We start from the raw sequence: 16222 nt of genomic DNA, 5'->3' as shown, positions 1-16222 counted from the left end.
ATTTTTCGGGCCTATTCAGAGTTGATTGGGCGGAATTTTGTATTTTTGCAGCAAAATTGAATGATAATGAAAGACGAAGAGATATTAAAAGCGGATGTATCTACGGAGCTCGAGCTTCCGATGTACGATGCGATAGCAGCAGGATTCCCTATAACAAGCGACTATCCTGCAGACAGGCTTGACTTCAACCGCGATTTCATCAAGCATCCCGAAAGCACCTTCTATGTGAAGGTGAAGGGCGATTCGATGAAGGAAGCCGGCATCTTCGATGGCGACCTGTGCTTGGTGGACAAAGCGGAGGAGATGGTACATGGCAATATCGTGGCTGCGTATGTCAACGGCGGATTTACGGTGAAGTACCTCGATACTTCGACGAAAGACCAGGGCTTCATCCGATTGGTGCCTGCCAATAAGGATTTCAAGCCGTTTATCATCGATTCCTCAGACGAGTTCTCTGTCTGGGGAAAGGTTATCTTTACGATTAGAGACTGGAGGAACAGCTATTGTTTGCCATAGTAGATTGTGATAACTGCTTCGTGAGCTGCGAGCGTGTATTCAGGCCCGATCTCAACGGAAAGCCCGTCGTTGTACTTTCGAACAATGACGGATGTGTTGTGGCACGGTCGAACGAGGCAAAGAAACTTGGCATCAAAGCGGGAACACCGTATTTCCAACTGAAAGACCAGTTTCCTAGCCAGGAGATAGCTGTGTTCTCGTCGAACTATGAGCTGTACCTCGATATGACGGACAGAGTGATGTCACTTATCCGTCAGGAGGTGCCAGAGTTCTACCGCTACAGTATCGACGAAGGATTCTGTATGCTGAAAGGTATGGAGCACCTCGACCTCAAAGCATGGGGCGAAAAGCTGCATAAGACCATCAAGCATTCAACGGGTATGCCTGTCAGCATTGGCATTGGCCCGACAAAGACTTTGGCAAAGATGGCTAGCCACTATGCCAAGCACTATGCAGGCTACAATCATTGTTGCTACATCGACAATGATGAGAAGCGTGTGAAGGCCCTGAAGCTTTATCCGATAGATGAAGTGTGGGGCATTGGCAGACAGTACACCAAGCGGCTGCAGGCGGTGGGCGTACAGACGGCCTACGACTTCGCTTCCTTGGCCAGAAGCTGGGTCAGGCTCTCATTCAATGTAGTGGTAGAGCGCACTTGGCGGGAGCTGAATGGCGATGACTGTGTGCCTCTGGAGGACATGAGCAAGAAGAAAAGTATCTGCACCAGCAGAAGCTTTCCTGGTATGGTGGCCGACTTTGATACGCTCAGAACCAGCATCAGCAATTTTGCTGCCCATTGTGCGGAGAAGCTGCGCAAGCAACAGTCAGCGGCGTCAATAGTGAGTGTGTTCATCGACACGAACCATTTCCGAGAGGACTTGCCACAGTACTGGAACTGGGCACAAGAGAGCCTGCTGACACCTACAAGCAGTACACAGGATATTGTACAATGTGCGCTGCGCTGCACACAGAGGATATTCCGACAGGGGTATCAGTATAAGCGAGCTGGCGTAATCGTGGCAGGTGTCTGCCCAGATTCAGCTGTCCAGACTAACTTCATAGACTATGATTCTGAGCGGTACGAGAAGAAGAAAAGGCTTGATGAAGCTATCGACAGAATCAACAGAACGAATGGTTGCGAGACCATCGTGCTTGGGTCGCAACAATATACGGCTAAGGACGGAAAAGGAAAAGCTGGAGTGTTCCGGGACAGTATCAAGCACGACTTCCGTAGTCCCAGCTACACGACGAAATGGAGTGATATTCCTGAAGCAGAATAAAATAAACTATAAAATCAATAATACTAATTATGTCAAACAATCGCACTTGGATAGCTTTTGCCAATGAAAGCATTTGCAATCATCGTAAGGCAATAGAAGAATTGGGATTTGTAAGTTGGACTACAAACGTAAAATCAAAATTCAAGGAAAACGATATTGTCTATCTGTTTATGAATGATGACAGAGCAATTCGTTTTAAACTGAGAGTCGATAAGGTAAATGTACCAAGAGAAGACTCGAAGTATTGGATTGATCCAGCTCCTAACGATGATACATATCGGCTGGTATTGGTCGAAGAATACAGAGGTAACTTGTTAGATGAGAGTGTTTTGGAGAGAGTTGGCTTTAATGGAGGTGGCTCCATTCTTACTCCAAATTGCAATAATACCACTCTCATTAAATATGTGGATGATGTATTCGAATTAGCCAGACAAAACATACAATTGCCGTCTCATTACATAGTAGTCGATTTGGATTCTGGTGCTTACTGGAAGAACAACACTGGGCATGAAGTGTTTAATCTTGAACCTAATGATGTCGATGGTAGGTTCTATGGATATCTTCCCCCATATGACAATCCAAAGATTGAAAATCTTGGCGCATCAGCCTCGGACGAGTATGTTGATAGAGTGATGGTTGTATATGTGAAGAAGATTCCAAATTCAACCAATCGACAGTTAGTCGCTTTCGCCGATAATGCCAGAATATATGCAAAACCCCAATCGGGAAAGAATCTGAATCGATTTATTCCTGACAATGGTAAAATTGCGGAATGTACCTATACCATTGAGTCTGATTATATATATGATTTGAGAAAAGAATCAAATCCTTTTGTCTTTGACGTGAGCGGTGAAGATTTGCAGATGTTCAGGTATCAAAGGTTTTATACGGGAAGACGTCCTAAGCAAGAAGTGAAAATGCTGAAATGGCTGATTAATTATCTTCAAGGTAAAGTCAGAGAAGAAGACGAGGATTTCGACTTTCAGAATCAGGTCCAGGATTCGGAGGTTAGCGCCACACTCTCTGATACAGCTAAGCAACAACCAAGCTTTAATAATGGTAGTTCTGGTAAAACTGTAGCGAAGAAAGCATATATATCGAAACAAGCATTAAAAGAAGCTCACTTCAAATGTGTATTTAATAATAGTCATGATACATTCGTCACTAAGAAGGGAGTGCCATATATGGAGGGACATCACTTAATCCCATGTACTGTCTCAAACGTAGAGCATTATTGGACTAAGTTTGGAAGGAACATTGATTGTGTAGAGAATATCATCTGTCTATGTCCTACATGTCACAGACGAATTCATTTTGGTAGTAAAGAAGAGAAAGAAACAATAATCAAGGCTCTGTATCAGAAACAGATATCATCTTTGAAGGCTGCAGGGATTGATATCTCTTTAGAAGAACTTTTCTCGCTATACGATATATAGATTCCAAAAGGATAATAAGATAGAAGTGGCGGTCTTCACAGATCGCCACTTCAGTTGATTTTATTAGACAACGGTCTTTTTTAAAAATGGCCGTGTATCAACGCTGCCTTACGACAAACATTGATGGGGTATTACTTTAGCTCGCGCTTCAATAAAGTAAATAATAAAAGGAACGTGGGCTTGCGTATCCCACGTCTCTACACTCAGGCTCTGGAATGCCGTGCAAACAGACAATGAGACGACAAGCCCACGTATATACGTGAACCGTCGTACCCCGTCTTGTTTGCAATTTGAATTTTCCAGATTCGAGTGTACAAGACAGAAGCGCGTCGCTTCGTAGTTTCAATAAGAGTACTGCGGGTGCACGTATGCAAGAGCAGTAAGAAAGGATGTGACACATCACAGGACTTCCTGGGTGCAAAGATACGAAATATTTCTGAATCTTATCAGATTATGCGTAAAATTATGGATAATTTTAACTACAGGAATACGGTCATGCCGTTCAAGCCGAAAATCTGGCATTCTCGGGTCTGGCGGATCTGGTTGGAATCGAGAAGCTTGAATTTACGGATACCTTTGTAGTGGTCGTACTTGATGCAGACGCATCGGCGCCACTCCTGGATTTCGCCCTTTGAGGTCCAGAGCTGGATATCTACTGGGTCAGGGCGGTTGAGAATCAGACGGGCTGTGGAAATGTGTATTGAGTTCATATAGATGATGTTTAGATTATAACCATTGACTACCGTCGGCATATTTCCAGGAGAACTTCAGCCGGATAAGGTCTTTATCCGAATCGGTCACCTCGGATGTGATATCGCTAATGAGGATTTGAGCGGTGTCGTAGTTGTCTACGGGCTTCATCACCAGTTTCGATGTGAGCATCTGATTAAGCCACATGGCTTCGTCGTGGGTTAGCGGTGCCGTCTCAACCTCATGGCGAACCTTCACCGTCTCATCATAGAACTGCGTCTGGTTGCCACACACAGTTTCGGTCCGGTCTACATCTGTCTTGATCGTCGTAGTACTGAAGAGATAGGCCGTCTCCATAATGTTGAAAGCGTTCAAGAACTTGAAGGTGGCCGTGGGCTCCTCGTCGGTAAAGAAGATGTTCAGCCGTCGGGAACCAATCTGGTACTCCACACCCAGAACTTTGCTATTTGTGCTTTTAGCCTGGTCGACTATCTTCTTGAAGTAGTTATGTGAAACCTCGGTCGTAACGATTTTCTCTGTCGATGTCTGAATCTTACTAAAGGTGCTTTTGTAAGTGAAGACAACTCCAGGAATGGCATAGTGCTGATAATAAATCAACGCTTCATTGGAACCTTGTGCGTTAGCTCTGGAGTAATTTGCTATCTTCAGCTGCCCGCTACGTGGAAGTAGAATACTGCTACGTGTGGTCAGGAAACTGCTGCCAAGGAAACTCTCAGAACCCTTGGCTGTCTTGAACTGACAGAATACGACTTTGATAATGTCGGAGGATTCTGTAACCGGTGTTTCCTGCTGTTGGTCGATGTCCATATAGATATTGCCGTCCTCGTCGTAGGTGATGTTCGGCTTTTGCTCAACGGGCTCGGTGGCTACTATCTTAAATGTAGTCAGCGTAAGCCGCTGGTCGATCATCGCCGTTTCCACGATGGAACGGATGTCGCGGATTGTTACCTCTTCGAGATAGGGGTAATAATCCGATGTGAACACCTTCCTGTTGTTCACATAGATGTCAATCTTAAGGGATTCAGCATCCGTCTCGAAGCTTACCTCTTCGGGCAGATGAGCACTCAGGTAGATAGGGTCGAAATCTGTAATGATGCTTGTAGCCATATTGATTATTTTTGGTGCAAAGATACGAAAGGGCGGTGGGCGGGGAAAAGACACAAAAAAAAGAATGATTGCCCCCTTAAAGGAAGGCAATCAAATCTTGTGGAGCTTCAGGAGCCATTGAAACGACCTTAGGCTCTGCCTTTTTGCGAGGCTTGCGCTGCTTCTTTGGCTTTTCCTCTGGCTGGACTTCCTGCTCTGCAGGCTTCTCAGCTTCGGATTCAGCAGATGCTGCTTTTACCTTAGCAATTTCCTCTGAGAGGGCCTTGAGGGATGCATCCTCGATATGGAATCCTGTCTGCTTTTTCAACATGAAAGCGAAACGCATGGCCTTGTAGGGACTCTTGCAGTATGCCTGACCTTGTTCTTCACCTGTGATGGCCACCATCCATACATTGTTCTCACTCTTGTTAGACTTCACTTCTGTAACGATAATAACTTTTGCTTCCATAATACTTATTTTTTAATTGTTAATACTCTATTCTTGTGATTTATACTGTTTTATAGACTTCGATGAATGTAATATCTGCCATCAGATCCATAGCCATCTGTTCTGCCTGCTCTGTGGCTTTGGCAAATGTATCTGCCTCTACCTCATACTCATAATACTCGCCATCCTCACAATTGACAACCACATTGTAGATATTGCCGGGATAATAGCGCTTGCTGTATAACCTGCTGCGAGTGAAAACTGATGTTTGTACATTCTGTGTCATAATTCTTATTTTATTAATGTTTGACTTCTTGTTAATGTAGCTCCGAGGAGCTTTTGTAATTTTTACGTGCAATAAAGAGCAGCAAGCGGAAAGTGCTTTAATGCAAGGAATTACAAGGAAAAATCATGGAATACCTCATTTTCTTTAGGCTATGACGTGAAGAAGAAAATGCGGAAGGCTGCTGTGATTTTTGTGTAGGAATAACGGCTGAGTGATACTTGCAGGGCACGGGCTTGCGCTAAATTTGCAAAGGAAAAATAAGTAAAGGGCCTCACAGGAAGCTTACATGAGAAGTCATACATGCCAGAGAAAATGGTAATGACACAGATTCTGCAAACATTCACCCAGCAGCTGGTACTGCAGGCGCTCAATTTGGCTTTACCTTCTTAGGCAATATCCAGTGTGTATCTGTATTGAATAGGATGGCAACCTCTTTTGTATGAGGTATGGGCTTTCTTATTGATGACCACAGAAAGCGGAACCGGTGGCTACTACCTTGTTTTGCCGGCAGATACAACATCGATGTCGGCAGTATAGAGAATCACGAGAAGAGTATGATAAGAAAAATGATATGGAAGCAAGTACCTTATAGTGTTGTGAAGTCCATCAAGCGTGGGTAAACAATGGAGGGTGACGATCCTGGTACTCGAAGAACTGTCAGGCATACAGATGTCCCATCAGCGCTATGCCTACCTTTTGAAGAAGAAGCGGACAGAAATAAAGAGACAGCGGACCTCTCGGCTCGCCGTCTCAGACTTTTGGGTAATATAAAAAGCATTTGCTATTATTCAGCGTCCAAGAAGCCTCGCAGGAAATTCAAGACAGAGTCCAAAGAATAAGTCAGCGATGCCCACGCTTTAGCAAAAAGTAGAGTCTCACGACTCAATGTGTCATATAGTCGTCAAATCGATACGACCTCGCGGGAATGAGGGGTACGTAAGATTTTACCAATTCGGTGGTAATACGATGTTCTTCACATCGTGCGCAGCTTCGAAGAGTGGAGAGATTTCTTCATCGGTAAAGCCGGCGATGCCGCAACCGATGCGGGTGACGAGGAACGTCAAGTTCTGGTGCTGCTTGGCAAATTCGATGAACTCGACCACATAGGGACGGATTGTGTCTACGCCACCCTGCATGGTGGGGATGGCATAGCTCTGTCCCTGCAGACCGACACCTTGGCCCATGATGGCACCGAAGTGGCGATATGCAACATATGCTGCACCTCCGCCATGCATTCCGCGAAGGTTCGATCCGAAGACGAAAATCTCGTTTGGCTGGAGCGATGTAATATGCTCCGGAGTAGTACGCTTTTCTTCCATAGTTCTTCTTTTCATGAAATCCATAGGTGCGGCACAAGGTGCTGCCTCTTCCAGCATAGGTTCGCCAACTATGCCGAAGTCCGGCATAATTTCAGGCATGTCAAAGTCCATATCAAAGTTTTGACGGAAATACGGTACGATGATGTCTTCCTTGATTTTCTTGTATTTCTGTGATATGGCTGCAGGAGTCATTCCCATCTGGGCGGCAACATCCTTAGATTTGAAGCCCTGCAGGAGAATCATATCTATGATAAGGCGTTCCTGACGTCCCATAGGAACATGGTCGCAGACATCTTCAACCATATGATTAAACTGCAGACGGAGATTACTCGAGACATCGAATGACTGGAGATAGTCCTCAAAAGTAATGCTGCCGTATTCCTTGCGGTACCATTTCAGAGCATCGAGGACTATGAAACGAAAGCCGTTGATAAGCCAGGTCTTTAGGGAAACGTTTGGGGAATGGTCCTCCAGTGGCTTCCAATCATGTTCCATCAGGAATATGGCATACTGATGGGCGAGTGAGAGGAAGTCCAGGTTCTCTTTCTCATGAAGCTGATACCGCTGGTCGAAAATATAATAGCCGACCTCACAATATCCGTAGAAATAAGTACGGATAATGTCGGCGTCGCCCTGGCGGAAGCCCCTTAGAATCTCCTTGTCAGATAGTCGTCTATAGGTCATATTATTGTTTTATGGGGCGAATATACGAAAAAAATCGTGATACTACTTAATTTTTTTCGAAAATCTTCTTTAAAGTGATAAAGACATGTTGAAAATAGTATTCACCCTTTAAAATTTACAACTATGACAGATTTAATTCCAACAAGAGTTCACAACTTGATTATTGTAGACGAAAGCGGTTCAATGGAGCGTATCCGCAAACAGGCCTTCACAGGTATGAATGAAACCCTGCAGACTGTCCGCATGATGCAGAAGAAGTACCCCAACCAGATTCAGTACGTAACGCTGATAACCTTTGACAGCGACCACACCAAACTGCACTATGACAATACGCTTGCAGACAAAACATCGGATTTGAAGTGGAAAGCGTACCATCCTTGTGCTGCCACTCCGCTTTACGATGCTATCGGAAAGGGAATCTCAAAGGTTAACGCCCAAGTAGAAGATGGCGATCATGTCCTTGTGACCATCATAACAGACGGTTACGAGAACTGTTCAGAGGAATGGTCGCTGAAGATGGTACGTACCCTTATCGAGAAGCTGAAGAAACAGAACTGGACTTTCACGCTGATTGGAACTGAAAATCTTGATGTGGAGGAGATGGCCCAGTCGTTTGCCATCGAGGAACATATGGATTTTACTCAGGATGAGAAAGGTACCAAGGAGATGTTCGCCCGTGAACGCCGGAGCCGAGAACGCTACAACTGTTGCGTAGCCGAAGGTACGGTGATGGGTAAGGGAGATTTCTTTAGGGAAGACTGATAGAAAAATAGAAGATTTGAATAATTTTATATGGATTTTTTTATTTTCTTAATTATTTTTGTTACCTTTGCTCCGCTTATTAAGCTCATACTGGTCTGGAAGTAGGCACGACCTAAATCTACCTACGTAAATTTAATTTAATAGGATATGAATAATTTTAAAAATTGCAGTTTTAATAACTGCTTTTTCATAAACTGTTAGGTTGAGGATACAAACTAGAAAACTCAACCTAACAAGATGACTAGAGGAGAAAAGTGGGGAATTTTTCTCGCAGTACTTAGTTTAATAGCTCAAGTAGCCTCTATATTTTTGTAAGAGAGTAGATAGTTCTTGAAGGGCATCAAACCCTTCAAGTTTTTTTTTGCATTTTGAAGTCCTCATTTAGATTATGTCCATAAATTCTTGTTGCATCTTGCAGGATATCAAAGTGGTCAAATGAGAGTTGCGGTAATTCTGTAATCGGGAACCACTCAGCCTTAGCAGCATCGTCCTGACCTCGAACCTCCTGAGGGGAGTCGATGATGGCGAGGTATGCCACGGTGATTGTACGACCTCGCGGATCACGGTCAACTTTAGAGTATGCTCCAATCTGATGAACGGTGGTCACTTTCAGCCCCGTCTCTTCCTCCAGCTCACGAATGGCGCATTCTTCCGTGGACTCATCCATGTTCATAAATCCGCCAGGGAATGCCCATGAACCTTTGAAAGGTTCTGCACCTCTCTGAATGAGCAGAACCTTCGGGAGTGGTTCATTTGTAATCACTACGCAATCAGCTGTAACTGCAGGTCGAGGGTATTTGTAGCTGTATTTCATTTCTATATTCTGCTTATATGTTCATAGAACTCACTTATTACCTGCTTCATTTCATTTGATAAGAAGCTCATTATTTCTTTCTTCATTTCCTCGGGTATTCCCCAGATTGCTTCAGCGATACTGCCAACGATGGCGCCCAATGTGTCGGCGTCTGCACCGAGGCTTACAGCCTTACGAACTGCATCCTCAAAGCCATCGCTGATGCCGATAATCCATAGTGCTACCGGTACTGTGCCCTGGCAAGTTTCATCGAACCGATTGATAACCTCGGCTTTATTGATGTTGATATCATAGTCAGAGAACTGGACACACTCTTTAAGAATTTCGGCAATGTGATCTGGTGCTTGTTCGCCAAACTGAAGAGCTCTGAAAATTGCAAGTGCCACGGTCTGAGCCCCTTTTATACCTTCATCATGATTATGAGAGGGGAGGGCTGTGGCTGCAGCGGCATCAAGCACCTCGTCGATATTGTTATAACAATAAGCTACTGGAGAGACTCGCATGGCTGAGCCGTTTCCAAAACTGTTGTATGGCTGAGGATTGTCGATTTGTACCCATTGAGCAAAACGTCCACCATATCCACCTTTAGGATGTGGATAACGACGGCACCAGTTGTGGATGCTCTCGCCGAAGTCGCGGTCATTTAATAAAGCATCGGCTACACCGACAGTACATATAGTATCGTCGGTGAAGCCGTTTTCTTCGGACAGCCATTCGAAATTGTAGTCATTCGTGGGATTGAATTCCCATCGGCTACCTACGATATCTCCAATGATTGCTCCTAACATACTATTTCTATTCGTTTTCTTTAAAATTCTCCACTTGTCCCATTACATCTCTAAATACCTCTGGAGTGTACTGAGGTGGATAGCCGTTTTTAACGAGACATATCTTGATGTCTAATTTAAGCTGTTCACGGACTCTTTCGTTATTAATCCAATCGGCAAATGAAGATTTTGCATCAATGATTTCACGTATTTTACATGCCAAGCTCTTACATTTTTCGTTGATTACGACACCATCAATTGTCTTATCCTCACCATAAACAAAATTGTGCTTGTCTCTAAGGTGAATAAGAATATCGTAGAATGCTTTTTCTTCAAATGTTAATCCTAACTTTCGGAAACTTTCTCTATCCTCTTTCATCCCTTTCAATATCCGAAGTGCCTGTTCTGTAGCTGCTTTAATGATATCATCCGAAGTCTCATTCTGTGTAGCCCCAGCTTCTTCCTCAGAAAGGAATTTTCTGCGCTCATGATATTGTTTGATGGTTTCTTCCAGCATTTCTTGGAACTTTTTAGATGCAACTTGGTTTGTTCTACCGTAATCAGTGATTTGCTGGCGAAGAAGTTTTATCAGCATCTCAAGTTTTGATGCTGGCATCTTTATGTCTGAAAGACGCTCGATAAATTCTGGACCAAAGATGTCCATTTCCTCACCTTCTTCAAGGATGCTCTCGACCTTGTTGTATTTTAAGGCTTCCTCCACCATCTTTGCAACACGCCTGTTCATTGTGTCTGTATCGGGGGCGTCGGTACCATTCATTTTATATACCATACCAGCAATCGCCATGAAGCATTGAGCAAGAGCAGATACATCTTCAGGGAGCTCGCCTGAAGGCTGACATATATCATAAGCTTTCCTCATTCTTTTGACATTTTGCAGGAAATATGTTTTGAATGATACAGGCTTTGTTTTCTTACCGTCTTTGCTAGTCAGATTAAATTTCTCATTTGAAGAGAAAACATACTCTGCAGCCTTAGCAAGAAGAATGTATCGCCTAGCTGGATCAGTCTTAACGTCCAAGAAAGGTGTAAGGTCATAATCCTTAAACAGCGATTTAAGAATTTCCAACTGCTGCAGGAATAAAACAGTCGCTTGTTCGACGTCGTCTTCTGTAGGAGCTACAGAACCACCGCCTCCATACATTTTCCTAGCCTCTAACATTTGGTCGCGGATTCCAATGTAGTCGACTATTAAACCATATTCCTTTCCAGGAAATTTTCGATTTGCGCGGCTAATTGTCTGTATTAGTGAATGCTTCTGTAACGGTTTGTCATTATACATATATGTCAGACAGTCGACGTCGAATCCTGTAATCCACATGTCTACAACAAGAGCGATACGGAAATTTGAGTGGACCTGTTTAAAAGCAGCATCAAATTTATCTGTACGCTTGTCGTTTTTAACGCCACCAAGATAATCATACATATCTTTTGCATCATTACTAGCAACACTCGCAACCATTGCAAGCATTGGAACTTTCTCCATCTTATCGAGCTCTTCCTTTGGTACTTCAACGCCTTCAGGAGTCTTCCTTTCTTCGAACCATTCTGGATAGCGATCCTTGAATTTCAAAAGTAATGCATATGCTATTTCTCTTTTAGAACTTACAATCATGGCCTTTTGTACTCTGTCAGGGTCATTAGCTACAGCAGCTACATAATGATCATGTATGTCCACAGCCAATTTATCAAGTCTGTCGGATTCACCAAGTATTACTTCTAGAGAACTCATAGCTTTCTTGCTCTTTGCTATATCCTCCTTAGTAGAACCTTCTTCTGCACATTTCGCATAATATGCTTCTATCTCTTTAGCTTTCTCTTGGTCAAGAAGAACCTTAGCTATTCTTGGATGGTATTTTATTGGCACAGTAATTTCATCTGCTACAGCCTGGTCCATAGTATATCGGTCAATTTCCTTACCGAATGTCTGGTATGTCTCTTCAATAGGAGTTCCTGTAAATCCTACGAATGTAGCATGGGGAAATGCCTCACGTAGTACTGTAGCATAAGGCTTGGATATCAAAGCCTTCATATTCTCGTCGTCATCATCGCTGAATTTTATACGACGAGAGCCTTCTATCTGTGTTCTATGAGCTTCGTCACTGAAACAGATAATATTAGAACGTTCGTTAATAAGCCCGATGGGGTCATCCTTTCTGTCGCAGAATTTTTGTATGGTACAAATAAAGAATCCTCCACTTTCACGAGCTTTGAGCTCTTCGCGAAGTTTTTTTCTACTGGGGACAGTCTCTACAACTCCTAAGCCTAGGAACTCTTCACTCTTCATAAACAGTTTTGCACCCTGTTTCTGAAGATCGTCACGGTCAACAATCATTAAAATTGTAGGCGAACCAATATCATTCATACACCTCATAGAGAGCTGGCGAGCTAAAAATGCCATGGTGTAAGTCTTACCACATCCAGTAGCGCCAAAATATGTACCACCTTTTCCGTCGCCATTGCCAGCCTGCTGCTCTTTAACTGACTTGACTACGCTTTCTCGTAACAGACGAGCTGCGAAGAATTGTGGGTATCGACAAACAATTTCTTTCTCGTCGCAGTCGAATTCCTCGTCTTGGAAAAGTATGTAGTCCCTAAAGATTTCAAGGAATCTGTCAGGGCGATAAACACCTTTAACCATCGTAGATAATTCTTCAAATGGCATGGTCGAAATTTCATCTTCGTTCTCGACTCTTCGCCATGCATAGAAATGCTCGTATGGAGTTCGAACTGTACCAAGACGTGTCTTAACACCATCGCTAATGCATGCTAGTGGGCAATAATGAAGTAATTCTGGAATATCTCTCCAATAGCGTATGTTTATTTGCTCCCACGCGTCATTAATGGTGGCCTTTTCATCTGCAGGATTCTTTAGTTCAATAATGCATACGGGTAATCCATTTACATATAAGAGGACGTCAGGACGCCTATTCTTCACTTCGCCATTATTGATATAATCTACAGTAAACTGATTGATAACCCTAAAAATATTGTTTTCTATATTTTTAAAGTCGATATAGTTGATGGTCTTTGTCGCACCTTTCTTGGAAACATATTGTACACCATTAACCATCCAGCCATATACTTTATGCAATGTGGCAAAGTCGGTATCTGCACCAATGAGCCTGATGTTTTCTGCCAGCTGGCAAATCTCATCATCTTCTAAGTCCTCATTCGTTTTCTCTAAGAAATGAATGAGGTCGTCCATATAAAGAACTTCTCTTCTACTTGCTCTTGGAATATTATCCCCATACAAGTATTGCCAGTTTTCATTTTCCAAAAAGGAAATGAGTGCATTTTCATAGTCGCTTTCTACAAAGTGACCATTGATGTTTTTAAGTTTCTTTGCCATATTGTTCTTAGTTATTTGTTTCTAATGAACCTTTTATTAAAATAGGACACATCTTATTGAGTTGCTCTTTCAGTTGAGAAGCTATACGCTGACGTTCAATATAGCAGCGATGTATTTTTACAATATCTCGCTGTGTCCCTATATTCGGAATCGGGATTTTGACATCCTTCATATCATCCATGGTGAAAACTTCTCTCGCGCTACCCCATGAGTTGAATCGGGCATATCTATCAAACTCAGGTCTGCTTAAATACATAAATAGATATTCAGGATCTAATTTGTCTTTGTCTGAAATATCGAATACATTATAGGCAGATGATACAATATATGTATCTTCAGAGTCATTATAAGCAATTGTAATTTTATCACCGTTTCTTGAGGTTACGGGTACAAAAGCAAAGTATTTTGGCTTCACGAGGATATATGGAGATAGAGAGACATCCATCATATCAGCTTTCGTGTCAATGAAAACTTTTTGTATAGATATTCCTCGAAGGTTTTCTAGCGTATACTTGTTGTCAGCATTTCTTTCATCACACTGGATGATATACTCACCAATTGTTTCTTTTTTACATTTCTTTTTTAACTGATCAATATATCCATCGCATACGAGTTTTAAATCATCGACTCTGCTTTGGTATGATTCAAGATTTTTTTGAAGAGCCATATAAACATCAACGAATTTACGTTGCACCTCGATTGAGGGGAGTGTTATGTCAATGTCACAAAAATCTTCCCAAGACAGACCTTGTCGTATAGATGAATCTGTGTGGAACCAAAAATATCTATCCTTTTCAGATGATTTCAGAAGTATAAAGAAATATTCTTTAAGAAGAAGGTCTTCATGCTTTAATTTGAAAACAGTATATGCAGGACTGACTACTTTATTTTTTTTACTATGATTGAGTGCGATGGGCAGTACTTCATCTCTTCCAACATGCATCAAATTACACGCAAAATAATCTGATGGAACAATTTTATAATTGCTCGTGTCGTCGCCAACTTGTCTTGCTGGTTCAAAGAATTCCTTGTCTATATTAATCCCTGAAATTTGATCTGGCAATAAGTTGGCGATGCCGCATTTTTCATTATACGGCTCAACAAAGTATCCAATATTATATTTAGTTAATCCCATATCCAATACCATTAAATGCTTCTTCCAACATCTTCTGTGATTCTTTCTCTTGCTGAATTAATTTTTGCATTTCTTGCTGTATTCGTACCATTTCTTTTGGATAATCAATTTCCAAATCATGGTCGATAAACTTGATGTATTTACTTGGTACAAGAGTCCAATTGTTCTCTTTAATTCCTCCTTCTCCTTCAACACTTACACTTTTATATAATTCTGGCTCTTCAAAATGATTGCCGTCGGTTCCTTTTGCTTGCCATTGATGATAGATTTCTGCAGCGCGCTTAATCTGCTCTGAGCTAAGAAGTACTTTCTTTTTTTGTTCACCTTTAACAGGATTTTCCATCCATCTTCTGAGGTCCATAAATAGAATCTCTTTTTCTCTATTTCTGAGTTCACGCCCATGATATGTCCCTCCCTTTTTATTCTGATTCAGAATCCAAAAGGTAACACTAATGTCTGTAGAAATAAAGAGATCTCTTGGCAGAATAATTATTGCTTCCACCTTATCGGCTTCTATGAGTTTTTTACGTATTTCTAGTGCATCAGGGTCACCTAAGGCACCGTTTGCAAGAAGGAAACCTGCAACTCCCGACAATGGCTTAAGATGTGATAGCATGTGAAGAATCCAGGCATAGTTTGCGTTACTTTCTGGAGGTGTACCATAGTCAGTCCATCGCGCATCGCCTTTAAGTTTGTCTGTCCACCATCCTTTAAGATTGAATGGTGGATTAGCCATTATGTAATCGAAGTAAAGTCCCTTATGCAGGTCGTTTGTGAAAGATGAATCACTTTCGCTTCCAAGATTGTGACTGATTCCACGAAGAGCAAGGTTCATCTTTGCAAGGCGATAGGTAGCTGCCTCTTTCTCCTGGCCATACACATTAATACGACTGATGTCCCCTTGTTTGGCTTTAACCAACTCTGAGCTCTGGATAAACATTCCACCAGAACCACAGCAGGGGTCATAAAGTGTACCATCAAATGGCTCGATTACTGTAGCAATTAGCTGTACCACATCGTGCGGCGTGTAAAATTCTCCTTCTTCCTTAGTGGCATTTACTGCAAACTCTTTAAGAAAATACTCGTATACACGTCCAATGAGATCCTTTTCTTCCCCAAAAGCTTTGTGACTGATTTTATTTACCTCGTCAATGATTTTCTTCATATCATTGGCTCCGATATTTCTTTGTGTAAACGTACCTTCAACGAAGCACCCTTTTAACTGTTTGTTTGCTTGAGCGACGCTTTTTAGAGCATTATCAAGTGCTACATTTAGATTTGGCGCAGCAGTATTAATAATAGTAGACCATCTTGCTTCAATAGGAAGATCGAATGTTCCATCAGCGAATGTGGCATCATCAAAGAAAGCCTTGCGGATTTCTTCGTTATCTGGATCTAATCCCTGCTCGATAAGGGTTTTTCGTAGATTGGCTACACCATCTTCGTATTTTTCCCCGATAAATCGGAGGAATACGAGGGTAAGCATCATATCTCTTTTTTCAAAAAAAGAACCAGAATTCTTAGCATTCCTAAGAATATCCCTACACTTGAAAAGAATATTATCAAGATTAAGTGTTTCTTCTTTTTTACTTGTTTTCTTTGCCATAT

At 42.3% G+C, this 16222-nt stretch carries 14 protein-coding genes; 4 read left to right on the top strand and 10 right to left on the bottom strand.

Features of this window, described 5'->3' with window-relative positions; translation table 11 throughout:
* The first annotated feature begins 60 nt into the window (after nt 1–60).
* From M1D30_RS05240 to M1D30_RS05230, 3 genes are read left to right on the top strand one after another with little or no spacing between them, the layout of a single operon-like run.
* Nucleotides 61–516: a LexA family transcriptional regulator gene (locus M1D30_RS05240; RefSeq protein ID WP_248507018.1), complete on the top strand. Its 456-nt coding sequence runs from the start codon at nt 61–63 to the stop codon at nt 514–516.
* Nucleotides 504–1796 (top strand): Y-family DNA polymerase, encoded by a 1293-nt coding sequence (locus M1D30_RS05235; RefSeq protein ID WP_248507017.1) that lies wholly within the window; start codon nt 504–506, stop codon nt 1794–1796. The genes M1D30_RS05240 and M1D30_RS05235 overlap by 13 nt, the downstream gene beginning before the upstream one ends.
* Nucleotides 1797–1825: 29 nt before the next feature.
* Nucleotides 1826–3232: an HNH endonuclease signature motif containing protein gene (locus tag M1D30_RS05230; RefSeq protein ID WP_248507016.1), complete on the top strand. Its 1407-nt coding sequence runs from the start codon at nt 1826–1828 to the stop codon at nt 3230–3232.
* A gap of 479 nt (nt 3233–3711) precedes the next feature.
* Here the strand turns inward: M1D30_RS05230 and M1D30_RS05225 are convergent, their stop codons facing one another.
* From M1D30_RS05225 to M1D30_RS05205, 5 genes are all read right to left on the bottom strand, one after another.
* Entirely contained in the window at nt 3712–3942 is a 231-nt protein-coding gene (locus M1D30_RS05225) for a hypothetical protein (RefSeq protein WP_248507015.1), read from the bottom strand.
* 16 nt (nt 3943–3958) lie between these two features.
* Complete coding sequence (locus tag M1D30_RS05220) at nt 3959–5050, bottom strand: hypothetical protein (RefSeq protein WP_248507013.1); 1092 nt, start codon at nt 5048–5050, stop codon at nt 3959–3961.
* Between the two features lie 76 nt (nt 5051–5126).
* Complete coding sequence (locus M1D30_RS05215) at nt 5127–5498, bottom strand: hypothetical protein (RefSeq protein ID WP_248507011.1); 372 nt, start codon at nt 5496–5498, stop codon at nt 5127–5129.
* A 40-nt stretch (nt 5499–5538) separates the two neighbouring features.
* Nucleotides 5539–5763 (bottom strand): phosphoribosylformylglycinamidine synthase subunit PurS, encoded by a 225-nt coding sequence (locus M1D30_RS05210; RefSeq protein WP_248507009.1) that lies wholly within the window; start codon nt 5761–5763, stop codon nt 5539–5541.
* A gap of 944 nt (nt 5764–6707) precedes the next feature.
* Complete coding sequence (locus M1D30_RS05205; protein WP_248507746.1) at nt 6708–7082, bottom strand: hypothetical protein; 375 nt, start codon at nt 7080–7082, stop codon at nt 6708–6710.
* Between the two features lie 807 nt (nt 7083–7889).
* Here M1D30_RS05205 and M1D30_RS05200 point away from each other — a divergent pair.
* Complete coding sequence (locus M1D30_RS05200) at nt 7890–8528, top strand: VWA domain-containing protein (protein WP_248507006.1); 639 nt, start codon at nt 7890–7892, stop codon at nt 8526–8528.
* Between the two features lie 349 nt (nt 8529–8877).
* Here the strand turns inward: M1D30_RS05200 and M1D30_RS05195 are convergent, their stop codons facing one another.
* From M1D30_RS05195 to M1D30_RS05175, 5 genes are read right to left on the bottom strand one after another with little or no spacing between them, the layout of a single operon-like run.
* Nucleotides 8878–9342 carry an NUDIX hydrolase gene (locus M1D30_RS05195; RefSeq protein WP_248507004.1) on the bottom strand — a complete coding sequence of 155 codons (465 nt, stop codon included), beginning with the start codon at nt 9340–9342 and terminating at the stop codon, nt 8878–8880.
* A gap of 2 nt (nt 9343–9344) precedes the next feature.
* On the bottom strand, nt 9345–10130 hold the full coding sequence (locus M1D30_RS05190; RefSeq protein ID WP_248507002.1) for an ADP-ribosylglycohydrolase family protein: 786 nt from the start codon (nt 10128–10130) through the stop codon (nt 9345–9347).
* Nucleotides 10131–10137: 7 nt separating this feature from the next.
* Nucleotides 10138–13479: a type I restriction endonuclease subunit R gene (locus M1D30_RS05185; protein ID WP_248507001.1), complete on the bottom strand. Its 3342-nt coding sequence runs from the start codon at nt 13477–13479 to the stop codon at nt 10138–10140.
* 7 nt (nt 13480–13486) lie between these two features.
* Nucleotides 13487–14614: a restriction endonuclease subunit S gene (locus tag M1D30_RS05180; RefSeq protein ID WP_248506998.1), complete on the bottom strand. Its 1128-nt coding sequence runs from the start codon at nt 14612–14614 to the stop codon at nt 13487–13489.
* Nucleotides 14601–16220 carry an N-6 DNA methylase gene (locus tag M1D30_RS05175; protein WP_248506995.1) on the bottom strand — a complete coding sequence of 540 codons (1620 nt, stop codon included), beginning with the start codon at nt 16218–16220 and terminating at the stop codon, nt 14601–14603. The genes M1D30_RS05180 and M1D30_RS05175 overlap by 14 nt, the downstream gene beginning before the upstream one ends.
* Between the last annotated feature and the right edge of the window lie 2 nt (nt 16221–16222).

It is taken from the genome of Prevotella sp. E15-22 (assembly GCF_023204875.1).
In the GTDB taxonomy this organism is placed as follows: Bacteria; Bacteroidota; Bacteroidia; order Bacteroidales; family Bacteroidaceae; genus Prevotella.
Note: the sequence above shows the minus strand (reverse complement) of the source record. Positions and strands in the feature narration are given on the sequence as shown.